The organism is Massilia aerilata (assembly GCF_042656905.1).
Lineage (GTDB): Bacteria > Pseudomonadota > Gammaproteobacteria > Burkholderiales > Burkholderiaceae_D > Telluria > Telluria aerilata.
The window spans coordinates 631,790-655,251 of the sequence record NZ_JBHSMZ010000006.1 but is presented as its reverse complement, the minus strand read 5'-3'; the positions used below and the strand labels follow the sequence as shown (position 1 = coordinate 655,251).

The following is a 23,462-nucleotide window of genomic DNA, read 5'->3' as shown; positions in this document are numbered from 1 at the left end:
GCCAGGAGCGTGGCCTGCACCAGCGCCGGCGGTTCGGCGATCGGCGTGGACAGCTATTACCACGGCGTCAAGACCGACATCGTCGGCAACGTCGTCAACGACATCGGCCCGGCCGGCTGCACCTATGTCCAGGGTATCTATGTTTCCACCTCGGGCAGCATCAAGAACAACCTGGTCTACCGCGTCGGCGCGGTCGGCATCCACCTGTGGCACGACGCCACCGACGTGGTCATCACCAACAACACCGTGACCAGCTCGAACTTCGGCATGGTGGTGGGCGGCGGCGACTTCTACTACACAACCGCCGGCGCGAACAATGTCTATGTCGCCAACAACATCATTTACGACAACAAGTACGGCATCTCGGAGCAGGGCAAGACCGGCACCGCGAACAAGTATGTCAACAACCTGGTGTTCCAGAACCCGACCTACAACATCTCGCTGCGCAACGGTTTGAAGGACACCGGCACCATCAGCTCGAACCCGCTGTTCAAGGCCTATTCGAAGACCGCGGCCACCCCGGACTTCCACCTGACCAGCAGCTCGCCGGCAATCGGCCGCGGCACCGCGACCAACGCCTACCCGACCGACCTGGACGGCAAGCCGCGTAATGCGTCGACCGGTTACGACATCGGCGCCTACCAGCATTAAACCCGAGCACTAATCGCCCCAGTTTTGCGCTCCCGGCCGGTTCTCTGGCTGGCCGGGTTTCAGCCAGCATGCCGCAAGGTGTGCTGGCTTTTTACATGAGTGCATGCATCTGGAGGATAATGGCGCCTTTCTCGCCTCATCCTTGGAATTACCATGTTCAGCTACCGCCACGCCTACCACGCGGGTAACCACGCCGATGTCCTGAAGCACTTTGTGCAGGTGCAGTTGCACCAGTACATGAACCAGAAGGACGTGGCCTATACCTATATCGACACCCATTCCGGTGCCGGCGTGTACGCGCTCGACAGTGCGCAGGCGGTCAAGAGCGGCGAATACCTGGAGGGCATCGCGCGCCTGTGGGAACGCGACGATCTTCCGGCAGCGCTGGCGGAGTACGTCAAGCTGGTGCGTGGCATGAATCCTTCCGGCCGCCTGCGCTACTACCCGGGTTCGCCCTATGTTGCCGAGCAGGCAGCGCGTCCCGAGGACCGCCTGCGCCTGTTCGAGCTGCACCCGGCCGATACCAGGCTGCTGGTGGAGAATTTCCGCAAGCTGGAGGCGCACAAGGCGGAGCAGGGCGAGCGTGCACGCGGGCGCCGTATCCTGATCGACCATGCCGACGGTTTCCAGGGCCTGAAGTCCCTGTTGCCGCCGCCTTCGCGCCGCGCGCTGGTGCTGATCGATCCGCCGTATGAAGTGAAACTCGACTACAAGCATGTGCGCGATGCCCTGGAAGAAGCGCTCGGGCGTTTCCCGTCGGGCATCTATGCTGTCTGGTATCCGGTACTGCAGCGCATGGAGTCGCGCCAGTTTGCCGACCGCCTGAAGCGCCTGCCGGCCAAGGAGTGGCTGCACGTCACGCTGACGGTGGCGACGCCGGGCCCGGACGGCACCGGCATGCACAGCAGCGGCATGTTCATCCTGAACCCGCCCTACACGCTGGAAGCGACGCTGCGCGAAACCATGCCCTACCTGGTGCAGGTGCTGGGCCAGGATAGCGGCGCCACCTTCCGCATCGAAAAAGGCAGCCAGGTCACGGGGACGGCCAGCCCGCGTGCCCTCGACACCGGCCCGCGCAAGCCGGTCGGCAATGCGCGCCGCGCCAGCCCGCTGTCCGGCGCCGGCAGCCTGCGCCTGCCGGGCCAGCCTTTCGGCGACGGTCCGCGCAAACGTCCGGCCCAGGGCGAGGCCGAGGGCCCCGCTGCGCCGGCCGCCGCGCCGGCAAAGAAGCGCACCCCCGGTTTCCGCTATGCCGACCAGGCAAAACAGGCGACAGCCGCGCGCGGTCCCAAGCGCAAGTAACGATTTGATACGATGTCGAAATGTAAAGACTTCGAGTCTGTAGTATAGTCGAAGTGGTGCCAGGCCACGGCCTGGCCCCGGTCCGCACATTTGTGGGCCGAAATTGTTTCTCAGGAGTTTTTACGATGCACGCGGATGCAACGGCAGTCACGTCCATGCCGTCCGAAGAATTTTTTCTGGCGCGCCAGCCCATACTCGGGCGCGACCAGAAACTGGTGGCGTTCGAGTTGCTGTTTCGCGCCGCCCCGGAGCACGAGGACGCGCAACTGACCGACTACGCCGCCGCCACCGCCACTGTCATTTCCCACGCTTCGCAGCTGGGCATGGAGCAGGTGGTGGGGGGCCAGCTCGCCTTCGTCAATGTGGACGAAGTCGTGTTGATGAGCGACTTTGTCCGTTTCCTGCCGCCGAACCAGGTGATCCTCGAGATCCTGGAAACCGTGCTGCCGACCGATGCGGTATTGGCGCGGGTGCGGGAGCTGAAGGAGCTCGGCTTCAAGTTCGCCCTCGACGATGTTATAGGCCATTCCGAGCAGGTTAGCAAGCTGCTCGATTTGGTGGACGTGATCAAGATCGACCTCAAGGGCGTCACGGTCGACGAGCTGACCCGCCTGGCCACCAGCCTGCGCGGCGCCCGCCAGAAACTGCTGGCGGAAAAGGTCGAGACGGTGGAGGAATTCCGCCTCTGCCTCGAGCTCGGTTTCGAATATTTCCAGGGCTATTATTTCGCGCGTCCGGCGATTTTGTCGGGCAAGAAGATCTCGCCCTCCGAACTGGTGGTGCTGCGCCTGCTCGAGCTGATCGGCTCGAACGCCGACAGCGCCGCCATCGAAGCCGCGGTCAAGCGCGATGCCTTGCTGAGCCTGAACCTGCTGCGCCTGGTGAACAGCCGCGCCGCCGGCCCCGATCGCCACATCGAGTCGGTGTCGCAGGCCCTGGTCCAGCTGGGGCGCAGCCAGCTGCAGCGCTGGCTGCAGATTCTGCTGTACAGCACGCCGGACGGCCGGGTCGAACTGAATTCGCCGCTGCTGCAGATGGCCACCACGCGCGGCCGCCTGCTCGAGCTGATGAGCCAGGCCCTGCGCCCGGGCGACACCGCCAGCGCCGAAGCCGCCTTCACGATCGGCATGATGTCGCTGATGGATGCGCTGCTGGCGATTCCGATGGCGGCCATCCTGGACCGCGTCGACGTTTCGCAGGATGTGAGGGCGGCCCTGCTGGACCGCGCCGGCGACTACGGTGCGATGCTGAGCGTCGCCGAAGAACTGGAAGGCAAGCAGGGCGGACGCAGCCTGGCGCGTGCGCTGGCCAAGCTGGGCCTGTCCGTCAAGCAGATCCGCGAGATCGAACTCGAGGCATTCAACTGGGTTCGCGAACTGGGCGCCGACGCAAGGACACACTAGCGTCCGCGTGGGCACGGGGTGCCCACGCACATGTTATTGACCGAGCAGCAGGAACACGGTCGGCTTCTTGTGGAAGTCCGGCCCCTTGTGCGCCGCCAGCGCCGCTTTCCACTTCGCCGCCGTCAGGGTGCGCACCGATTCGCTGGCCAGCGACAGGTCGGTGGCCACGCACACCAGCGTACCCGGCTGGCAGGCGCTCACCAGCGCTTCCAGCATCGCGGCGTTGCGGTAGGGCGTTTCGATCAGCAGTTGGGTCTGCTTTTCGGCGCGCGAGCGCTGTTCCAGCTGCTGGATGCGCTTGGTGCGTTGCGCCGGGTCGGTCGGCAGGTAGCCGTTGAAGGCGAAGCTCTGGCCGTTCAGGCCGCTCGCCATCACGGCCAGCAGCAGCGAGGACGGCCCGACCAGCGGCCGCACGGTAATGCCGTGCTGGTGGGCCAGGCGCACCAGGTCGGCACCCGGATCGGCCACTGCCGGCACCCCGGCTTCCGAGACCAGGCCGGCGTCATGTCCTTCCAGCAGCGGCGCCAGCAAGGCCGACAGGGCGGCCGGCGGCGTGTTCACGTTGAGTTCCGAGATCTTGATTTCCTGCAGGGGGCGCGCCAGCGGATGGTCGACGGCGACCAGTTTCAGGAACGCGCGCGCCGTCTTGGCGTTTTCGGCCACGAAGTATTCCAGCTTCGCGGTCAATTCCTGCACTTGTGCCGGGAGGATGTTGGACAGGGCGTTCGGCGCCGCTTCGGTAGGGCCGAGGGTGTTCGGGATCAGATAGAGGGTGCCTGGCATGTTCTTGGTAGATTCTTGTTACTCGAAAAAGCGGACGCCCGCGCGGCGCAGCATGCCCGTCAGGGCGATCAGCGGCAGGCCGGTAAGGGCGGTCGGGTCGGTGCTGTCGATGCGTTCGAGGATGGCGATGCCCAGTCCCTCGTTCTTGGCGCTGCCGGCGCAATCGTAGGGCTGCTCGATGCGCAGGTAGGCGTCGAGTTCGTGGTCGGGCAGGTCGCGGAAGGCGACGAAGGCCTGCACGTTCTCGACCTGGCAGCTGCCGTCGCGGCCGTCCCACAGGCACAGCGCCGTATGGAAAGTCACGCGCCGTCCGCGCATCTTCCGCAGCTGGGTCAGGGCATTCGCATGGTCGCCGGGCTTGCCGATCTGTTCGCCGTCCAGTGTGGCGACCTGGTCCGAGCCGATCACGAGCGCGCCCGGATGCTTGTCCGCGACCGCGGCGGCCTTTTCGCGCGCGAGGCGCAGGGCGGTCGCCTCGGGCGCTTCGCCGGGCAGCGGGGATTCGTCGATGTGGGGTGCGATCGCCTCGAAGGGCAGGCCAAGGCGGGACAGCAGTTCGCGCCGGTAGGCGGAGCTCGAGGCCAGGATCAGGCGCAAGGATGTGCCGGCTGCGGCGAAACTTGGTATCATGTCGGCCAGTCGAATATTCATAAGCAAAACAAATAGATAAGCCTTCCCGGCAAGACAATCCGATGGTCCAGGCGGCCATGCCGGCGCCCGTGCGGGCAGGAGACCACAAAATGCACGGATTCTTTGACTGAGCGGGAAGAAGCCTGTTATTATCGCAGGTTTTCCGGGGAAGCTTTTCCAAATGAGTGCTTTTGTCATCGACGCCTTTGAATTTTGTCGGAACAACGGCTATAAGGAAGGCGTCACGCCGGTGGCAGAGATGTCCCGCCTGGCGGCCGAGTGCGCCGACCCGTCCGGCCAGATCGCCTGGGCGATCCAGGGCGGCCAGACCAGGCAGGGTTACCCGTCGATGACGCTGTCCGTCTCCGGTACCGTGCAACTGGTCTGCCAGCGTTGCCTGGCGCCTTTCGGCTATGCGCTCGATTCGTCGACCATGCTGGTGCTGGGAAAGAACGACCAAGATGCGGACGAGATCGAGGAAATCCTCGACGATGAAAGCATCGACGTGATCGTCGGCAGCCAAAGCTGCGACATCATGCAGTTGCTGGAAGATGAAGCCCTGCTGGCCCTGCCGCAGGCACCGAAGCATGAGGTGTGCCCCGATACCAAGCTGATGGACTCCCTCAAGTCCGAGAAGGTATCGCCGTTCGCGGCACTGAAGAGCCTCAAATCAGAATAAAATAGCGGAAGTATTTGCGTCGTGGATGCCGGTTCGGTATTCGGGCGCGCAAAAAACGTGTCAAACGCGTGCAGCAGTCGAGTATGACAGTGGCATTGAGCAGTAAGCGGCGTTAAACATGTCGGCAATGAAGTAATTGCCGCTGGGATACTCGATAAGCATGGTATTGCAAGTCGATTGTGTTAGAATTTTAGAACTTATGTTTAGGAGTCATCATGGCAGTTCAGCAGAATAAGAAGTCCCCGTCGAAGCGCGGCATGCACCGTTCGCACGATTTCCTGGTTGCACCGAATCTGGCCGTCGAGCCGACCACCGGTGAAACCCACCTGCGTCACCACATCAGCCCGAACGGTTTCTACCGTGGTCGCAAAGTGATCAAGACCAAGAACGACGAGTAATCGTCGCCTTGCTGTTTTGTTCGATGAAAGCGGTGCAACGTATGTACAGTGCGTGGCGCCGCTTTCTCTTTTGCGATATTGATACCGGTTGCACGTCCGTGTATGCCGTCGTTTTCGATTCCGCCAGGTCCGGCCGGCAACCCGCCGTGCGAGGACATGCCGCCGCCTTATCCTGAGGCAGCGCGGTTCATTCCGAAAAATGACAATTACAATCTCCATTGACTGCATGGGCGGCGATCACGGCCCCTCAGTTACTATTCCTGGCGCGCTCGCCTTCCTCAAGCACCAGCCACAAGCCCAGCTGATCCTCGTCGGCCTGGAAGAGCAGGTGCGCGCCGAACTCAAGAAACACCACGCCGACAACAATCCGCGCCTGAGCGTCAAGCACGCCAGCGAAGTGGTGGCGATGGACGATCCGATCGAGGTGGCCTTGCGCCGCAAGAAGGATTCGTCGATGCGCGTGGCGATCGAACTGGTCAAGGATGGCCAGGCCGACGTTTGCGTCTCCGCCGGCAATACCGGCGCGCTGATGGCGATCTCGCGCTACGTCCTCAAGACCATGGCCGACGTCGACCGTCCGGCGATCTGCTCGATCCTGCCGAACCAGAAGGGCGGCCCGACCTATATGCTGGACCTGGGCGCCAACGTCGACTGCGAACCGCATCACCTGCACCAGTTCGCCATCATGGGCGCCGTGCTGTTCCAGGCGATGGAAGGGCGGCGCCCGAGCATCGGCCTGCTGAACGTCGGCACCGAGGAAATCAAGGGCAACGAAGTCGTGAAGGCGACCGCGCCCCTGCTGCGCGCCGACCACGAACGCGGCGTGCTGAATTTCCACGGCAACGTCGAGGGCAACGACATCTTCAAGGGCACGGTCGACGTCGTCGTCTGCGACGGTTTCGTCGGCAACGTGACCCTGAAGGCGATCGAGGGCCTGTCGCGCTTCTTCAAGCAGACGATGACCGAAACCCTGCTGTCCAAGATGGGTGCGCTGCTGGCGATCAAATCGCTGAAGAAGCTGAATCCGGAAAGCTATAACGGCGCCGGCCTGCTGGGCCTGAAAGGCCTGGTGTTCAAGAGCCACGGCGGTGCGAATGCATTCGCTTTCGAGTGGGCAATTAAACGCGCCTATAATGCGGCACAATACAATGTGCAGGAGCAGCTGTCGGCCATGATTACCGAGCTGATGCCCCGCACACCTGACCCGCAAGCGCCAGGCTCAACCATCCAGCAGGGCTAAGTAATGACTGTGTACAGCAAAATCATCGGCACCGGCAGCTATCTGCCGGCCCAGCGCGTGACCAACGCCGACCTTGCCGCCCAGCTCGCGGCCAAGGGCATCGAGACCTCGGACGAGTGGATCGTCACCCGCAGCGGCATCCAGGCCCGGCACTACGCCGCGGCCGACGAGTGCGCCTCCGACCTGGCCGTCAAGGCGGCCAACAAAGCGCTCGAGGCCGCCGGCTTGAGCGCCGAGGAGATCGACCTGATCATCGTCGCCACCTCGACCCCCGATTTCTACGGCAACTTCCCGAGCACCGCCTGCATCGTGCAGCACAAGCTGGGCATCCGCAACAACGGCGCCGCCTTCGACGTGGCGGCCGTCTGCAGCGGCTTCGTCTATGCGCTGTCGACCGCCGACGCCTTCATCAAGGCCGGCAATGCCAGGAACGTGCTGGTGATCGGCACCGAAGTGTTCTCGCGCATCCTCGACTTCAACGACCGCGGCACCTGCGTGCTGTTCGGCGACGGCGCCGGCGCGGTGGTGATGAGCTCCTCGAGCGAGCCGGGCGTGCTGGCGGTGAAATTGCACGCCGACGGCAGCCATGGCGACATCCTGTGCGGCCCGACCAACCCGACCAGCGCCGCGATCTCCGGCCAGAAATTCCTGTACATGGATGGCCAGGCCGTGTTCAAGCTGGCCGTGACGGTGCTGGAAAAGGTTGCGAACGAAGCCCTCGAGCATGCAAAGATGCCGGCGTCCGATATCGACTGGCTGATCCCGCACCAGGCGAACATCCGCATCATGAACGGCACCGCCAAGAAGCTTGGCCTGGCGCTCGAGAAGATGGTCGTGACCGTCAACGAACATGGCAATACCTCGGCCGCATCGATCCCGCTGGCGCTCGACCAGGCGGTGCGCGACGGCCGCATCAAGTCCGGCCAGAACATCCTGATGGAAGGCGTGGGCGGCGGCTTTACCTGGGGCGCCGTCCTGGCCCGCATGTAATCTGAAAGGGGGATCGCAAACCTACTGCGCGTCGAATTTTCGCCCTGCGATGCTCCGCTACGGCGGACCGGCCGTACCGTAAGTACGGCTGCGCTTCTCGGACGAAACTTCTTCCGCTCGCTACGGTTTTCGATTCCCCCTGACACTGTAAGGAGTATAAAAACAATGAGCAAATTTGCATTTCTCTTTACCGGCCAGGGCGCCCAGGCCGTCGGCATGCTGAACGGCTTCGCCGGCAACCCGGTCGTCGCGCAAACCGTGGCGGAAGCTTCGGACGCGCTGGGCCAGGACCTCGGCAAGCTGATCGCCGAGGGTCCGAAGGAAGACCTGGACCTCACCACCAACACCCAGCCGGTGATGCTGACCGCGGCCGTGGCCGTGTACCGCGCCTGGATCGCCGCCGGCGGTCCTAAGCCTGCGCTGGTCGCCGGCCACAGCCTGGGCGAATACTCGGCCCTGGTCGCCGCCGGCGTGATCGACTTCAAGGACGCGGTGCCGCTGGTGCGCTTCCGCGCCCAGTCCATGCAGGACGCGGTGCCGGTCGGGCAGGGCGGCATGGCCGTCATCCTGGGCCTGCAGGCCGACGCCGTGCGCGAAGTCTGTCTTGAAGCCGCACAGGGCGAGATCGTCGAGGCCGTCAATTTCAACGAGCCGACCCAGATCGTGATCGCCGGCCATACCGCCGCGGTCGAGCGCGCCTGCGACATCGCCAAGGCCAAGGGCGCCAAGCGCGCCATGAAGCTGGCGGTGTCGGCGCCTTTCCACTCTTCGCTGCTGAAGCCGGCGTCGGACCGCCTGCGCGACTACATGGCCGGCCTGACTTTCCACGCGCCGCAGATCGACTTGATCAATAACGTCGACGTCGCTATCCTGCACGATCCGGCCGCGATCAAGGACGCGCTGGTGCGCCAGGCCGCCGGCGCGGTGCGCTGGGTCGAGACCATGCAGAAGATGGCGGCGGACGGCGTCACCCAGGTGATCGAATGCGCGCCCAGCAAGACCCTGATCGGCATGGCCAAGCGCATCGACCCGGTGCTGGTCGGCGAAGCCCTGGTCGACCAGGCGTCGCTGGAACGTTTGTTATCCATGGGGTCGGACCCCGGTGTCAAGGGTGGGGTCTGACCTCATCTGATTAATATCCATGGGGTCAGACCCCGGTGTCAAGGGTGGGGTCTGACCTCATCTGATTAATATCCATGGGGTCGGACCCCGGTGTCAAGGGTGGGGTCTGACCTCATCTGATTATAAGAATAAATATAGCCAAGGATTTAGCATGAACCTGCAAAACCAAGTCGCCCTCGTTACCGGCGCATCGCGCGGCATCGGCAAGGCCATCGCACTCGAACTGGCCCGCCAGGGCGCGAAAGTGGTCGGCACCGCCACCACCGACGCCGGCGCCGAAGCCATCACCGCCTACCTCGCCGAATTCGGCGGCAAGGGCATGGTGCTGAACGTGACCGACGCCGCCCAGTGCGCGGCCACCATCGACGGCATCGCCAAGGACCTCGGCAGCATCGGCATCCTGGTCAACAATGCCGGCATCACCCAGGACCAGCTGGCGATGCGCATGAAGGACGAGGAGTGGGACAATGTGATCGCCACCAACCTGAGCGCCGTCGGCCGCCTGTCGCGCGCCGTGCTGCGCGGGATGATGAAGGCGAAGCAGGGGCGTATCATCAACATCACCTCGGTGGTGGCCTCGAGCGGCAACCCGGGCCAGATGAACTACGCGGCCGCCAAGGCGGGCGTGGAGGGCATGGGCCGCGCGCTGGCGCGCGAGATCGGCAGCCGCAACATCACCGTCAACTCGGTGGCGCCGGGCTTCATCGATACCGACATGACCAAGGCCCTGGGCGACGGCCAGCACGAAGCGCTGCTGGGCCAGATTCCGCTGGGCCGCCTGGGCCAACCGGAAGACATCGCCCATGCGGTGGCCTTCCTGGCCGGTCCGCAAGCCGCCTATATCACGGGCACGACGCTGCACGTGAATGGCGGCATGTACATGAATTAAACCAGATCTCAGCTTTTAGCAGTAGTTTCGGTAGAAATAGCGTCAAACGCTGAAAATAGTTTTTCAACGCGCAAACCCTGATAAAATGCGCGCACTTTCCGCAACACATACCTAATGGAGCCATAACATGTCGGATATCGAACAACGCGTTAAAAAAATCGTCGCTGAGCAACTGGGCGTTGCGGAAGCAGACATCAAAATCGATTCCTCGTTCGTTGACGACCTCGGCGCTGATTCGCTGGACACCGTTGAACTGGTGATGGCACTGGAAGACGAATTCGAAATGGAAATCCCGGACGAGCAGGCCGAGAAGATCACCACCGTTCGTCAAGCCATCGACTACGCACAAGCGCACGTCAAGGCCTAAGCTTTCAGTAATTCAGGAGAAACGCTTGAGTTCACGCAACCGTCGTGTCGTCGTAACTGGCCTGGGTTGCATTTCCCCGATCGGTAACACCATTGCCGAAGCGTGGGAAAGCGCCCTGGCGGGTAAATCGGGCATTGCCAACATTACCCGTTTCGACGCCTCGCAATTTTCGACCCGTTTCGCGGGCGAAGTGAAGAACTTCGTCGTCGAGGACTATCTGCCCGGCAAGGAAGGCCGCCACATGGATACCTTTATCCATTTCGGCATGGCTGCGGGCATCCAGGCATTGCAGGATTCGGCTATCGAAGTCACCGAGCAGAATGCCGATCGCATCGGCGTGATGATCGGTTCGGGCATCGGCGGTCTGCCGATGATCGAGGCGACCAAGGAAGAGTACGCCGCTCGCGGCCCGCGCCGCATTTCGCCGTTCTTCGTCCCGGCCTCGATCATCAACATGATCTCGGGCGACCTCTCGATCAAGTTCGGCCTGCGCGGTCCGAACCTGGCGATCGTCACCGCCTGCACCACCGGCCTGCACTGCATCGGCGCGGCGGCGCGCCTGATCGAGTACGGCGATGCCGACGTGATGATCGCCGGCGGCGCCGAGTCGACCGTCTCGCCGCTGGGCCTGGGCGGCTTCGCCTCGGCACGTGCGCTGTCCGCCCGCAACGATGATCCGGCCACGGCTTCGCGTCCCTGGGACCGTGACCGCGACGGCTTCGTGCTGGGCGAAGGCGCCGGTGTGATGGTGCTCGAAGAGTACGAGCACGCCAAGGCGCGCGGCGCCAAGATCTATGCGGAAGTCGTCGGCTTCGGCATGAGCGCGGATGCCAACCACATCACCGCTCCGCTGGAAGACGGCAGCGGCGCCTCGCGCTGCATGGTGTCGGCAATGCAGTACGCCGGCATCAACCCGGACCAGGTGCACTACGTGAATGCGCACGGCACCTCGACCCCGGTCGGCGACGTCGCTGAAGTGAAGGGCATCAAGCGCACCTTCGGCGACCACGCCGGCAAGCTGGTGGTCAACTCGACCAAGTCGATGACCGGCCACCTGCTGGGCGGCGCCGGCGGCCTCGAGTCCGTGTTCACCGTACTGGCGATCCACAACCAGGTGTCGCCGCCGACGATCAACATCTTCAACCAGGATCCGGAATGCGACCTGGACTTCTGCGCCAACACGGCGCGGGACATGAAGATCGATTACGCGGTGAAGAATTCCTTCGGTTTCGGTGGCACCAACGGCACGCTGGTCTTCGCAAAGGTCTGACAGACTCCATCGAGCCTGAACCAAAAACGCCCATCTCTGTCTAAAGAGGTGGGCGTTTTGTTTTTTAATCTCACTTCTTTCCGATAGCCCATGTCGATAGCGATATCCGCCATCGTCGGGCCGTCGCGCATCCATCGATGCCTGCTCGCCGGCGCCGGCCTTTCCCTGCTTGCCGCCGCGTTCGCGGTGGGCGTGTCCGCAGCCGCGCGTTTCCATTTCGGCCCCTTGCAGGCCCTCATTCTGGCCGCCGCCGGCGGCGCGCTGTTGCATGCCGGGTCGGGCAGGGCAAAGATGCACCGGATTGATATTTCTGGAACCGGCGAGGTGGTCCTGACGGTACAACAAGGGCTGCACGAACGAAGCGCCGCCGCCGTGACCCTGATGCCGGGTTCCGTCGTCTGGCCGCCGCTGATGCTGCTGCGGCTGGGCGCTTCAGTGCCGGGCGGACGCGTGCTGGTGCTGCCGGTGTGGCGCGACAGCGTGGCGCCCGGCGCCTGGCGGGCGCTGGCGGTCGCGGTGCTGGCGCTCGGGCGGCGTGACATGGATCGGGGTTAGCGGGCCAAACTCAAGCAACAAGGACGTTCAGTGACAACCGAGCGCGAGTGTGATCAACTGCTGGTGGAACGCGTCCAGGCTGGCGATCGCCGGGCGTTCGACCTGCTGGTGTCGAAATACCAGCGCCGGCTGATGCGGCTGGTGTCGCGGCTCGTGCACGATCCGGCTGAGGCGGAAGACGTGGTGCAGGAAACCTTTATCAAGGCTTTTCGCGCCCTGCGCCATTTCCGCGGCGATTCCGCCTTTTATACCTGGCTGTACCGGATCGGCATTAACACGGCGAAAAACTTTCTCGTCACGCAAGGCCGGCGCGCGCCGACCTCGACGGAAGCCGATGCGGAGCGCGCGGAAGGATTTGACGACGCCGACAGCTTGCGAGACATTAATACGCCAGAGTCCGTTTTGGCGAGCAAGCAGATCGCGTTCACGGTGAATGCAGCCATGGAGGCGCTGCCGCTGGAATTGCGGACCGCGATCGTCCTGCGCGAAATAGAAGGCTTAAGCTACGAGGAAATCTCCGAGGTGATGGCTTGTCCAATCGGTACGGTGCGCAGCAGGATATTCCGGGCGCGCGAAGTGATTGCCGAGAAATTGAGGCCCCTGCTCGATATTCCGGCTGACAAACGTCGGTAGCTGGCGACCAGATTTAAATGAGGATCTTTGCACCGACGTGGGAACCCCGATGGACACGAACAAAAAAAACCGCGAATACATCTCGCTCCTGCTGGATGGCGAAATACCCGATACCGACCTGGAGCTGGCCATGGCCGCGCTGGACGGCCCGGAGGGCCAGCAGGCCTGGGATGCCTTCCATCATATCGGCGACGTCCTGCGCGCCGAGGCCACCGCCGAGCTGTCGCCGGACTTCAGCGCGCGGCTGGCGGCCCGGCTGGCGGACGAGCCCATGCCGACCAAGCGCGCGGCCGGCGCCGCCGAGCCGGCGTCGAGTCCGGCCATCGCCGGGCCGCGCTAGGGCCGGCCCAGGTGGCCCGAGCGACCCGGGAAGGCCTGCGTCGCAGGCGCCTTCCACTGCGCCGATTTCGCCCGGTCCATACCGTGGCGACAACGTTGGTATTTTGGCTTACCATTACATTAATTCAAGCCTGAACGCCCATAGCCCCCATGACCAGCAAAACCGGAAACGCGATCCTCTCGGCCCTCATGTTTGCGGGCGCGAGCCTGATGTTCACGCCCGCGGCCTGCGCCGCTCCCGCCGCCGCCGCTCCCGCCGCCGCCGCTGCCGCCGCACCAGTCGTCACCGCGCCCGTGATGGGCCTGCCCGATTTTGCCGACCTGGTCGACAAGGCCGGCCCGGCCGTGGTCAACATCCGCACCACCGAGCGCGTGAAGCTGGGGCAGGGCGGGGCGGACGAGGAGATGCAGGAATTCCTGCGCCGCTTCTTCGGCGGCCAGATGCCGCCGCGCGGCGGACGTGGCGGCCGCGCTACCCCGCAGCAGCCGCAGGAAGAGCGGGTCCAGCGCGGCGTTGGCTCCGGCTTCATCATTTCCGACGACGGCTATGTGATGACCAATGCGCACGTGGTCGAGGGCGCCGACGAAGTCACCGTCACGCTCACCGACCGCCGCGAATTCAAGGCCAAGGTGCTGGGCGCGGACACCCGCAGCGACGTCGCCCTGCTGAAGGTCGAGGCGCGCAACCTGCCTTCGCTGCGCATCGGCGATTCGAACAAGATCCGCGTGGGCGAGTGGGTGATCGCGATCGGATCGCCATTCAACCTCGAAAACACCGTCACCGCCGGCATCATCTCGGCCAAGGCGCGCGATACCGGCGAGTACCTGCCCCTGATCCAGAGCGACGTGGCGGTCAATCCCGGCAACTCCGGCGGCCCGCTGATCAATATGCGCGGCGAGGTCATCGGCATCAACTCGCAGATTGCGACCCTGTCCGGCGCCTACAACGGCATCTCCTTTGCCGTGCCGATCGACGAGGTGATGCGGGTTGCCGACCAGATCAAGAAGACCGGCAAGGTCACGCGCGGACGCCTGGGCGTGCAGATCAGCGAAGTCACGCGCGACGTCGCCGAGTCGCTGGGCCTGGGCCGTGCGCGCGGCGCCGAGGTGGCGATGGTCGAGCCGGGCGGCCCGGCGGAAAAGGCCGGCGTCAAGGTTGGCGACATCATCCTGAAATTCAACGGCAAGGACATCGAGAAGAGCTCGGACCTGCCGCGCCAGGTCGGCGGCACCGCCGTCGGCAGCCGCGCCACCGTCAGCGTCTGGCGCCGCGGCCAGCAGCTCGACCTGCCGGTCAATATCGTCGAGCTGCAGGACGAGCAGGCGGCCGGCGCCAAGCCGCAGCCGAAGAAGAAAGCGCCCGAGCAGAACACCAATGCGCTGGGCCTGCAGGTGTCCGACCTGACCGCGGCCGAAAAGCGCGAGCTGAAGATCGAGTCCGGGGTGCAGGTCGACTTCGCCGACGGCCGCGCCGCCGGCGCCGGCATACAGGCGGGCGACCTGATCCTGCAGATCGACAATACCGAGGTGAACAGTGCGGCCCAGTTCAACGGGCTGGTGGCCAAGCGCGATCCGAAGAAACCGGTGGCCCTGCTGGTGCGGCGCGAGAACGTCACGCGCTATGTCGTGATCAAGCCGCGCCAATGAGCCAGGCGCTCCGTTTTACCCTGTACTCGCGCAGCTGGTGCCATCTGTGCGAAGACATGCTGGCAGCCCTGCGCAGCTTCATGGCGCACGAAGGGCTGCCCTTCAGCGTGGACGTGGTCGACATCGACGCCAGCCCCGACCCCAGCCTGGTGGCGCGCTTCGACGAACTGGTGCCGGTGCTGTTCGGCGAGGATCTCGAGGCGCCGGAGCTGTGCCACTACTTCCTCGATGAAGGCGCGCTACGGCGCCACCTGGGACTGGCGCAGCCGGCCTGAACCCGAATCAGGCGGCGAGGGCGGCCGGCGCCCTGGCTTCCTCGACGCCCAGCATGCATTCCATGAGGCGCCGCTTCGCCTGGCTGCGCGGACTCTCCCAGAACCCGTCCAGCCGCGCCACGGCCTGGCCGCCGGCCAGCACGTCCAATGACGAAGGCTGGCCCAGCAGCTCGCGGTGCACATAGCTCGCGAAACACTCCGCAAAATCGTCGTAGGGATTGGTGGCGCCGTACAGGCTGGCGAAGTCGCTCTGCTCGAGGCCGGCGCAGGCGGTGACCAGCGCGTCGCCGCCCAGTTTCCGCTGCCCATAGAAATCCACCACACCGCGGTATTCGAAATCGGATTCCGCGCGCGGCAGGAAGCGGCCGTCGACCACGCGCCAGCTCAGGTCCAGCCAGGCGAAGGACTGCGCCGGCACCGGCGCCCACCACGCGGGCAGGAAGGCGTAGCCCGCCGTCAGCACATGGCCGAATTCATGCAGCAGCAGATACTGCATGGCGCCGGCGCGGGTGTCGCGTGCGGGCGTGGCGATCGTCGCCGAGAGGGTATAGTCGCCGTCAGGCAGGAAGGGGAGATTTTCTTTCCAGCTCGCCCAGGAATTCGCGCCATGTGGCGCCAGCATGCCGATGTCGAGCAGCACCACGCAGCCCAGGATCCGGCCCTCCGCATCGGCGACGATGTCGGTGATGCCGGAGGAGCCCAGTCCGTGTCCGATACACACGCCGAGCAGCAGCGGCTCGATCAGTTCCAGCACGCTGGCCGGCATGCCGCAAATCGCCTCGCCCAGTTGCTGGCGCAGGGAAGGGGTGGGCACGGCCGGCACCGGCGCCGCATCGAGGTTTGATGCGAGGTTCACCTTGTGTACGAGTTCGCATACTTCGGGCGGCAGCGCCAGGATGCGCTCGTGAAGAGGCAGGCGCTGGCGCGCTTTCCAGGTCTGCGGGTCCGGGGCGATAATCATGGTCGGCGCCGTGGGTAAGCGTAAGTCAAGGGTCTCGCATGCTTATCGGCGCCGCCGATAAATACTTGATAGCAGGCAATCCGGGCTTTCTGACTTGAAATCCGGTAAAATGCAGGGTTCGCTTTTTTCGACTGCCGCAGCGCCTGTTCAAGAGGCCTCGCCGCACTTTTTGGTTCTGAGTTTTGTTAATGAAAAACATACGTAACTTTTCCATCATTGCCCACATCGATCACGGTAAATCGACGCTGGCGGACCGCATCATCCAGTTGTGCGGCGGCCTGTCGGACCGCGAGATGGATGCGCAGGTGCTCGACTCGATGGACCTGGAGCGCGAGCGCGGCATTACCATCAAGGCCCAGACCGCGGCGCTGCAATACAAGGCGCGCGACGGCCAGACCTATAACCTGAACCTGATCGACACCCCCGGCCACGTCGACTTCTCCTACGAAGTCTCGCGCTCGCTGTCGGCTTGCGAAGGCGCGCTGCTGGTGGTCGACGCCTCGCAGGGCGTGGAAGCCCAGACCGTGGCCAACTGCTACACCGCGCTCGACCTGGGCGTGGAAGTGGTGCCGATCCTGAACAAGATCGACCTGCCGCACGCCGATCCGGACAACGCCAAGAAGGAAATCGAGGACGTGATCGGCATCGACGCGTCCGACGCCACCGTGTGCTCGGCCAAGACCGGCCTGGGCGTGGAAGACGTGCTGGAAACCCTGATCGCCAAGGTTCCGCCGCCGCAAGGCGACCCGGACGCGCCGCTGCAGGCTTTGATCGTCGACTCCTGGTACGACCCGTACGTGGGCGTGGTGATGCTGGTGCGCGTGGTCAACGGCACCCTGCGTCCGAAGGAGAAGATCCTGCTGATGGCGACCGAATCCGTGAACCTGGTCGAGAACATCGGCATCTTCACGCCGCGCTCGGTCTCGCTGCCGGAACTGTCGGCCGGCCAGGTCGGCTTCATCATCGCCGGCATCAAGGAACTGACCGCCGCCAAGGTGGGCGACACCGTGACCCACGCCGCCAAGCCGGCCTCAAGCCCGCTGCCCGGCTTCAAGGAAGTCCAGCCGCAGGTGTTCGCCGGCCTGTTCCCGGTCGAAGCCAACCAGTACGACGCGCTGCGCGATTCGCTGGAAAAGCTGAAGCTGAACGACGCCGCCCTGATGTACGAGCCGGAAGTGTCGCAGGCGCTGGGCTTCGGCTTCCGCTGCGGCTTCCTCGGCCTGCTGCACATGGAAATCGTGCAGGAGCGTCTGGAGCGCGAATTCGACATGGACCTGATCACCACGGCCCCGACCGTGGTCTACGAGGTCGAGATGCGCGACGGCAGCATCATCCGCGTCGACAATCCCTCGAAGATGCCGGAGCCGTCGAAGATCAACGAAGTGCGCGAGCCCATCGTCGACGTCAACCTGTACATGCCGCAGGAGTACGTCGGTTCGGTGATGACCCTGTGTAACGGCAAGCGCGGCGTCCAGATGGACATGGCCTACCACGGCCGCCAGGTCAAGCTGCACTACGAAATCCCGATGGCCGAGATCGTGCTGGACTTCTTCGACCGCCTCAAGTCGACCTCGCGCGGCTATGCCTCGATGGACTACGAGTTCAAGGAAAACCGCGCCGCCGACGTGGTGAAGGTCGACATGCTGATCAACAGCGAAAAGGTCGATGCGCTGGCGATCATCGTGCACCGCGCCAACGCGCCTTACCGCGGACGCCAGGTGGCGGCCAAGATGCGCGAACTGATCCCGCGCCAGATGTTCGACGTGGCGATCCAGGCCGCGATCGGCGCGACCATCATTTCGCGCGAAAACGTCAAGGCGCTGCGCAAGAACGTGCTGGCCAAGTGCTACGGCGGCGACGTCTCGCGCAAGAAGAAGCTGCTGGAAAAGCAGAAAGCGGGCAAGAAGCGCATGAAGCAGGTCGGCTCGGTGGAGATCCCGCAAGAGGCCTTCCTGGCCATTCTGCAGGTCGAAGATAAATAAGGAAAGAATAACAAGCGATGAATCTGCAACCGATCCTCGGTAATTTTGCATTGATCCTGTTCGTGGCCATGCTGGTCACGGGCGTCATCTGGTTCCTCGATGTGTTCGTGCTGTCCAGGCAGCGCCGTGCGAAAGCCGACGCCGCCCTGGCCGAGTACGACGCCCACCGCTCCAAGCTGACCGCGGACGGCATCAAGGTCGACAGCGGCAACCGCGCGGCGCTGGAAGCGTCCATCCTGCGCCAGCCGACCTGGGTCGAGTACTCGGGCAGCTTCTTCCCGGTCATCGCCCTGGTGTTCTTCCTGCGCTCCTTCCTGTTCGAGCCCTTCAAGATCCCGTCCTCGTCGATGGTGCCGACCCTGCTGGTGGGCGACCTGATCCTGGTGAACAAGTTCGACTACGGCATCCGCCTGCCGGTGATCAACAAGAAGATCGTCGAGGTCGGCAACCCGCAGCGCGGCGACGTCATGGTCTTCAAATACCCTAAGGACATGAGCCAGGACTACATCAAGCGCGTCATTGGCGTCCCCGGTGATAAAATCACCTACGAGAACAAGCGCCTGAGCGTGAACGGGGTGCCGGTCCAGTACGAAGCCATGGACGACTACCTCGACGACGAGCGCCCCGTGTACCACAAGCAGTTCGTGGAAAAGCTGGCGAATGCGCCGCACCGTATCCTGAACATGGAAGGGCAGCGCACGATCAACCTGGCAGCGGTCGATCCGGACTTCCCGCATCACGAGAATTGCACCTATTCCTACGATAAATTTACCTGTATCGTACCGGAGGGCAATTATTTCATGATGGGCGATAACCGCGACAACAGCGCAGACAGCCGCTACTGGGGCTTCGTGCCCGACCAGAACATCGTCGGCAAGGCTGTGTTTGTCTGGATGAACTTCGGAAACCTGAAGCGCATCGGCGGTATCCACTGAACTCCGCGGAGGGACGCAGATGCGACAAGTAAAGATGGGTAGGGAGGCCGGCTTTTCCTTGTCCGGCCTGATCGTGGTGCTGGTGGTGCTGGGCTTCCTGGCGGTGCTGGCGATGAAGGTGTTCCCGGCCTGGGCCGAATACCGCTCGATCAAGAATGCCATCGCGGCGGCCAAGGCGGCCGGCGGCGGCACCCGTGAGATCCAGCAGGCCTTCGCCCGCAATGCCGAAATCAACAACATCACGGCGATTTCGCCCAAGGACCTGGTGATTACCCGCGACAATGGCCAGGCCGAAGTCAGCTTCGCCTACGAGAAGCGGATTCCCGTGGCCGGCAACCTCAGCCTGCTGTTCGATTTCGCCGGCACCACCGATCCGAGTGGCGAGGTGGCCGCGAAGGCCGAACCGGCCACCAAGTAACAAACCGGGCAGGGCCCGGCCACATGAAATGACAATGAATCTTCAGTTACTGCAAACGCGCCTCGGTTATACGTTCCGGGACCCCAGCCTGCTCCAGCAGGCGCTGACCCACCGTAGCCACAGCAGCCTGCATAACGAACGCCTGGAGTTCCTTGGAGATTCGATCCTCAACTGCGTGGTCGCCTCGGTCCTGTACGAGCGCTTCAAGGACCTGGCCGAGGGCGACCTGTCGCGCCTGCGCGCCAACCTGGTCAAGCAGCAGTCGCTGTACGAGATCGCGCAGAAGCTCGAGCTCTCGCAATTCCTGCGTTTGGGCGAGGGCGAACTGAAATCCGGCGGCTTCCGCCGTCCCTCGATCCTGGCCGATACGCTGGAAGCCCTGCTGGGCGCGATCTTCCTGGACAGCGGCTTCGACAGCGCGCGCGACGCGATCCGCGCCTTCTACATCCCGCTGCTGGACTCGGTCGACCCGCGCACCCTGGGCAAGGATGCGAAGACCCTGCTGCAGGAATTCCTGCAGAGCAAAAAGATCTCGCTGCCGACCTATAACGTGGTGGCGACCCATGGCGCTGCCCACAGCCAGGAATTCGAAATCGAGTGCCTGGTGCCCAAGCTCGGCATCCAGGTCTTCGGCCGTGGCGGCAGCCGCCGCGCCGGCGAGCAGGCGGCGGCCAGGCTGGCGCTCGAAGTCGCCGAGCAGGCGATGCAGAAGGCCCCCGGCGGCGCGCGCAAGAACCGTCCGCGCTCGGCCCAGCTGAAACTGGCCGGCATCGCCACCGACCAGAGCACCGAGCAGGCCGGCGTCCAGGGCGAGCGCCCGCATTGATCGAATCACTTAGGAAACAAGCAGCATGAACACCGAGACCCACACCCCGCCAGGCTTCCGTTGCGGCTACATCGCCATCGTCGGCCGCCCGAACGTGGGCAAGTCGACCCTGATGAACGTGCTGATCGGCGCAAAGGTGTCGATCACCTCGCGCAAGGCCCAGACCACGCGCCACCGCATCACCGGCATCCAGACCCATGACGACGCCCAGTTCATCTACGTCGATACCCCCGGTTTCCAGACCCGCCACGCCAACGCGCTGAACAAGACGCTGAACAAGACCGTCTCGAACACGCTGACGGCCTCGGACGTGGTCCTGTTCCTGGTCGAAGCCGGCACCTTCGGCCCGGCCGACCAGCAGGTGCTGGACCTGCTGCCGAAGAACGTGCCGGTGATCCTGGTGATCAACAAATCGGACCGCATGAAGGACAAGGCCGAGCTGATGCCCTTCGCCGCGAAAGTGGCCGGCCTGCGCGACTTCACCGCCATCGTGCCGGTGTCGGCCAAGCTGCGCTTCCAGGTCGATTCGCTGGAAAAAGAGATCCAGCGCCATCTGCCGGAAAATCCGCCCATCTTCGGCGCCGACGACATCACCGACCGCAGCGAGAAATTCCTGGCCGCCGAGATCGTGCGCGAAAAAGTGTTCCGCCTGGTGGGCGACGAATTGCCCTACACCAGCACGGTGCTGATCGAGAAGTTCGAGCAGGAAGGCAACCTGCGCCGCATCTTCGCGGCCATCCTGGTCGAGCGTGACACGCACAAGGCCATGCTCATCGGTAACAAGGGCGCGCGCCTGAAAGAAATCTCGACCCAGTCGCGGCTGGACATGGAGAAGCTGTTCGACGGCCCCGTGTACCTGGAAATCTGGGTCAAGGTGAAGTCCGGCTGGGCCGACAACGAAGCCGGCCTGCGCGCCTACGGCTACGAGTAAGCCGGTTCCCCACCGCATGGCCGGCCAGGACGAGCAGAACGGCGCCACACCCGCCCAGGCGCAGGAGGCTGCGGCTGTTTATGTCGCTCCCAAGGCCGAACGCCGCCGCGCGCCGGCGCGCGACACCCGCGTGCTGGGCCAGCCCAGCTTCGTGCTGCACAGCTATCCCTACAAGGAAACCAGCCTCATCGTCGACATGTTCACGCGCGATCATGGGCGCATTGGCGTGGTGGCGAAGGGCGCCAAGCGGCCGCTGTCCAAGCTGCGCGGCGTGCTGCAGACCTTCCAGCCGCTGTCGATTTCCTTTTCCGGCAAGTCCGAACTGCGCACCCTGATCGACGCCGACTGGGTCGGCGGCATGCTGCCGGTGGAGAAGACCGCGCTGCTGTGCGGGTTCTACCTGAACGAACTGCTGGTCAAGCTGCTGGCGCGCGACGATCCGCATCCGAAGCTGTTCGACCACTACGTGGCGACGCTCAACGAATTGGCGCACAATGAACCTGTGCAGATCGTCTTGCGAAAGTTCGAAAGGGCCTTACTTAAGGAGACCGGGGTTGCCGCCGACCTGACGCGCGACACCGGCACCCGTGCGCGGGTCGAGCCGGACGGCGCCTACGTCGTCGACCCGGAGCGCGGTGCGCGCAGGGCGCAGGCGGGGGATACCTGGCCTGTGGTCGCGGGCAAGACCCTGCTCGACATGGAAAACGAACACTACGGCGACCCGCAGACGCAGGCGCAGAGCAAGCAGCTGATGCGCTTCCTGCTGGCTTACCACCTGGGTGGCGCGCCGCTGAATACGCGCCAGATCCTTATCGACTTGATGCAATTATAAAAAACATGAGCTTCCTGCACCCGACCGGCCAGGTCATCGACCTTGGCGTGAACATCGACCACGTCGCCACCGTCCGCAATGCGCGCGGCACCGTGTATCCGGACCCGCTGCGCGCGGCCCTGCTGGCCGAACAGGCCGGCGCCGACCTGATCACGCTGCACCTGCGCGAAGACCGCCGCCACATCAAGGATGCCGACGTGCTGGCGATCCGTCCGCAGCTGCTGACGCGCATGAACCTGGAAGCGGCCGTGACTCAGGAGATGGTCGACTTCGCGTGCCTGGTCAGGCCGCAGGATGTCTGCCTGGTGCCCGAGCGCCGCGAAGAGGTGACCACCGAGGGCGGCCTGGACGTGATCCGCTACTACAAGGACGTCGAAGCCGCGGTGAAGCAGCTGGCCGCCGAGGGCATCCGCGTTTCGCTGTTCATCGACGCCGACGAACAGCAGATCGCCGCCGCCGCCGCGGTCGGCGCCCCGGTCATCGAGCTGCACACCGGCCGCTATGCCGAGGCCGAGGACGAAGAAGCCGTCGCGCGCGAACTGGCCCGCATCAAGCTGGGCGTGCGCGCCGGCATCCAGCACGGCCTGCGCGTGAATGCCGGCCACGGCCTGCACTACACCAACGTGCAGCCGATCGCCGCCATCCCCGAGATCCACGAGCTGAACATCGGCCACGCGATCGTCGCCCATGCGCTGTTCGTCGGCTGGGAGCACGCGGTGCGCGAGATGAAGGCCATCATGGTCGACGCGCGCCTCGGCGTCGCGCTCGGCAATCCGTCGGCGGAGACCTGAGCGGAGGCGCAGCCATGATCTACGGGATCGGCACCGACATCGTCCAGATCTCGCGCATCGAGTCTGCCCTCGCGCGCAACGGCGACCGCTTCGCCGAGAAGATCCTCGGACCGCAGGAAATGCAGAAATACCTCGCCCGCCGCGCCAAGCACGAAGTGCGCGGGCTGCGCTTCCTGGCCACGCGCTTTTCGGCCAAGGAGGCGTTCTCGAAGGCGATCGGGCTGGGCATGCACATGCCCATGACCTGGCGCTCGGCTGAAATTGTCAACGCTCCCGGCGGCAAACCCGTCATCGTTTGCAGCGGCGCGCTCGAAGAATTCATGCGCGAACACCGGCTCTCGGCGCAGGTGACGATCAGCGACGAAGCGGAATACGGCGTCGCCTTCGTGATCGTGACCCAGGCCCCGGCGCAAAAGGATTAGTACTCAAGTGACCAAGGAAGTTCGATCAGATGAGCAGCCGGAACTGCCGGCGGCTCCCGAAGTACATGAAGCCCCGGCCGCGTATGTGGCCGCCGGCGGCGCCGCGATGCCGGTCCACCCGGCCGAGCCGGAAGCCCCATCGAAGCGCGCCCGCGCCGTGAAGAACCGCGCGAAAGCCGAAGGCCAGCCCG

General features: G+C 64.2%; 27 protein-coding genes. 24 read left to right on the top strand and 3 right to left on the bottom strand.

Going from position 1 to position 23,462, the window contains the following annotated elements:
* The 3 genes from ACFPO9_RS12130 to ACFPO9_RS12120 form a co-directional block, all read left to right on the top strand.
* The coding region (locus ACFPO9_RS12130; protein ID WP_379770993.1) for a choice-of-anchor Q domain-containing protein at positions 1–651 on the top strand (651 nt) is incomplete at its 5' end.
* A 153-nt stretch (positions 652–804) separates the two neighbouring features.
* Positions 805–1,953, top strand: coding sequence for a 23S rRNA (adenine(2030)-N(6))-methyltransferase RlmJ (locus tag ACFPO9_RS12125; protein ID WP_379770990.1), 1,149 nt, complete (start codon positions 805–807; stop codon positions 1,951–1,953).
* A gap of 125 nt (positions 1,954–2,078) precedes the next feature.
* Positions 2,079–3,356 carry an EAL and HDOD domain-containing protein gene (locus tag ACFPO9_RS12120; RefSeq protein WP_379770988.1) on the top strand — a complete coding sequence of 426 codons (1,278 nt, stop codon included), beginning with the start codon at positions 2,079–2,081 and terminating at the stop codon, positions 3,354–3,356.
* 33 nt (positions 3,357–3,389) lie between these two features.
* On the opposite strand, the gene ACFPO9_RS12115 is transcribed toward ACFPO9_RS12120, so the two are convergent.
* Positions 3,390–4,139: an SAM-dependent methyltransferase gene (locus ACFPO9_RS12115; RefSeq protein WP_379770986.1), complete on the bottom strand. Its 750-nt coding sequence runs from the start codon at positions 4,137–4,139 to the stop codon at positions 3,390–3,392.
* Between the two features lie 18 nt (positions 4,140–4,157).
* Complete coding sequence (locus tag ACFPO9_RS12110; RefSeq protein ID WP_379770984.1) at positions 4,158–4,790, bottom strand: Maf-like protein; 633 nt, start codon at positions 4,788–4,790, stop codon at positions 4,158–4,160.
* Positions 4,791–4,950: 160 nt separating this feature from the next.
* Between ACFPO9_RS12110 and ACFPO9_RS12105 the strand changes: the two genes are divergently transcribed.
* From ACFPO9_RS12105 to ACFPO9_RS12045, 13 genes are all read left to right on the top strand, one after another.
* A complete protein-coding gene (locus ACFPO9_RS12105) occupies positions 4,951–5,448 on the top strand; it encodes a YceD family protein (RefSeq protein ID WP_379770981.1) in 498 nt (165 codons plus the stop codon).
* A gap of 215 nt (positions 5,449–5,663) precedes the next feature.
* A complete protein-coding gene (gene rpmF, locus ACFPO9_RS12100) occupies positions 5,664–5,846 on the top strand; it encodes a 50S ribosomal protein L32 (RefSeq protein WP_036168414.1) in 183 nt (60 codons plus the stop codon).
* A 199-nt stretch (positions 5,847–6,045) separates the two neighbouring features.
* Positions 6,046–7,086, top strand: a complete 1,041-nt coding sequence (gene plsX, locus ACFPO9_RS12095; protein ID WP_379770979.1) for a phosphate acyltransferase PlsX — start codon at positions 6,046–6,048, stop codon at positions 7,084–7,086.
* 3 nt (positions 7,087–7,089) lie between these two features.
* The gene (locus ACFPO9_RS12090) at positions 7,090–8,076 is read left to right on the top strand and encodes a beta-ketoacyl-ACP synthase III (protein ID WP_379770976.1); all 987 of its coding nucleotides are present in this window, start codon (positions 7,090–7,092) and stop codon (positions 8,074–8,076) included.
* 165 nt (positions 8,077–8,241) lie between these two features.
* Complete coding sequence (gene fabD / locus ACFPO9_RS12085; protein ID WP_379770974.1) at positions 8,242–9,198, top strand: ACP S-malonyltransferase; 957 nt, start codon at positions 8,242–8,244, stop codon at positions 9,196–9,198.
* Between the two features lie 151 nt (positions 9,199–9,349).
* Positions 9,350–10,087: a 3-oxoacyl-ACP reductase FabG gene (fabG, locus tag ACFPO9_RS12080; RefSeq protein WP_379770971.1), complete on the top strand. Its 738-nt coding sequence runs from the start codon at positions 9,350–9,352 to the stop codon at positions 10,085–10,087.
* A 127-nt stretch (positions 10,088–10,214) separates the two neighbouring features.
* Complete coding sequence (acpP, locus tag ACFPO9_RS12075; RefSeq protein ID WP_379770968.1) at positions 10,215–10,454, top strand: acyl carrier protein; 240 nt, start codon at positions 10,215–10,217, stop codon at positions 10,452–10,454.
* A 25-nt stretch (positions 10,455–10,479) separates the two neighbouring features.
* Positions 10,480–11,724, top strand: coding sequence for a beta-ketoacyl-ACP synthase II (gene fabF / locus ACFPO9_RS12070; protein ID WP_379770967.1), 1,245 nt, complete (start codon positions 10,480–10,482; stop codon positions 11,722–11,724).
* A gap of 90 nt (positions 11,725–11,814) precedes the next feature.
* Positions 11,815–12,279 (top strand): hypothetical protein, encoded by a 465-nt coding sequence (locus ACFPO9_RS12065; protein ID WP_379770965.1) that lies wholly within the window; start codon positions 11,815–11,817, stop codon positions 12,277–12,279.
* A 30-nt stretch (positions 12,280–12,309) separates the two neighbouring features.
* Positions 12,310–12,912: an RNA polymerase sigma factor RpoE gene (gene rpoE / locus ACFPO9_RS12060; protein ID WP_047826430.1), complete on the top strand. Its 603-nt coding sequence runs from the start codon at positions 12,310–12,312 to the stop codon at positions 12,910–12,912.
* A gap of 49 nt (positions 12,913–12,961) precedes the next feature.
* Complete coding sequence (locus ACFPO9_RS12055) at positions 12,962–13,252, top strand: sigma-E factor negative regulatory protein (RefSeq protein WP_379770963.1); 291 nt, start codon at positions 12,962–12,964, stop codon at positions 13,250–13,252.
* Positions 13,253–13,401: 149 nt separating this feature from the next.
* A complete protein-coding gene (locus tag ACFPO9_RS12050) occupies positions 13,402–14,898 on the top strand; it encodes a DegQ family serine endoprotease (RefSeq protein WP_379770961.1) in 1,497 nt (498 codons plus the stop codon).
* A complete protein-coding gene (locus tag ACFPO9_RS12045) occupies positions 14,895–15,173 on the top strand; it encodes a glutaredoxin family protein (protein ID WP_379770959.1) in 279 nt (92 codons plus the stop codon). Before ACFPO9_RS12050 ends, ACFPO9_RS12045 begins: the two co-directional genes overlap by 4 nt.
* A gap of 7 nt (positions 15,174–15,180) precedes the next feature.
* Here the strand turns inward: ACFPO9_RS12045 and ACFPO9_RS12040 are convergent, their stop codons facing one another.
* Positions 15,181–16,134 carry a hypothetical protein gene (locus ACFPO9_RS12040; protein WP_379770957.1) on the bottom strand — a complete coding sequence of 318 codons (954 nt, stop codon included), beginning with the start codon at positions 16,132–16,134 and terminating at the stop codon, positions 15,181–15,183.
* Positions 16,135–16,322: 188 nt separating this feature from the next.
* Between ACFPO9_RS12040 and lepA the strand changes: the two genes are divergently transcribed.
* Genes lepA through acpS form a run of 8 tightly spaced genes read left to right on the top strand, consistent with a single transcriptional unit; the run spans position 16,323 to position 23,271 of the window.
* Positions 16,323–18,116: a translation elongation factor 4 gene (gene lepA, locus ACFPO9_RS12035; protein WP_379770954.1), complete on the top strand. Its 1,794-nt coding sequence runs from the start codon at positions 16,323–16,325 to the stop codon at positions 18,114–18,116.
* Between the two features lie 17 nt (positions 18,117–18,133).
* On the top strand, positions 18,134–19,051 hold the full coding sequence (gene lepB / locus ACFPO9_RS12030) for a signal peptidase I (RefSeq protein WP_379770952.1): 918 nt from the start codon (positions 18,134–18,136) through the stop codon (positions 19,049–19,051).
* Between the two features lie 19 nt (positions 19,052–19,070).
* Positions 19,071–19,469, top strand: a complete 399-nt coding sequence (locus ACFPO9_RS12025; protein WP_379770950.1) for a DUF4845 domain-containing protein — start codon at positions 19,071–19,073, stop codon at positions 19,467–19,469.
* A gap of 34 nt (positions 19,470–19,503) precedes the next feature.
* On the top strand, positions 19,504–20,295 hold the full coding sequence (gene rnc / locus ACFPO9_RS12020; protein WP_379770948.1) for a ribonuclease III: 792 nt from the start codon (positions 19,504–19,506) through the stop codon (positions 20,293–20,295).
* A 25-nt stretch (positions 20,296–20,320) separates the two neighbouring features.
* Positions 20,321–21,226 carry a GTPase Era gene (era, locus tag ACFPO9_RS12015; RefSeq protein WP_230021506.1) on the top strand — a complete coding sequence of 302 codons (906 nt, stop codon included), beginning with the start codon at positions 20,321–20,323 and terminating at the stop codon, positions 21,224–21,226.
* Positions 21,227–21,242: 16 nt separating this feature from the next.
* Positions 21,243–22,058, top strand: coding sequence for a DNA repair protein RecO (gene recO, locus ACFPO9_RS12010; RefSeq protein WP_379770946.1), 816 nt, complete (start codon positions 21,243–21,245; stop codon positions 22,056–22,058).
* 5 nt (positions 22,059–22,063) lie between these two features.
* The gene (gene pdxJ, locus ACFPO9_RS12005; RefSeq protein WP_379770944.1) at positions 22,064–22,849 is read left to right on the top strand and encodes a pyridoxine 5'-phosphate synthase; all 786 of its coding nucleotides are present in this window, start codon (positions 22,064–22,066) and stop codon (positions 22,847–22,849) included.
* 14 nt (positions 22,850–22,863) lie between these two features.
* Positions 22,864–23,271: a holo-ACP synthase gene (acpS, locus tag ACFPO9_RS12000; protein WP_379770942.1), complete on the top strand. Its 408-nt coding sequence runs from the start codon at positions 22,864–22,866 to the stop codon at positions 23,269–23,271.
* Positions 23,272–23,462 lie beyond the last annotated feature (191 nt).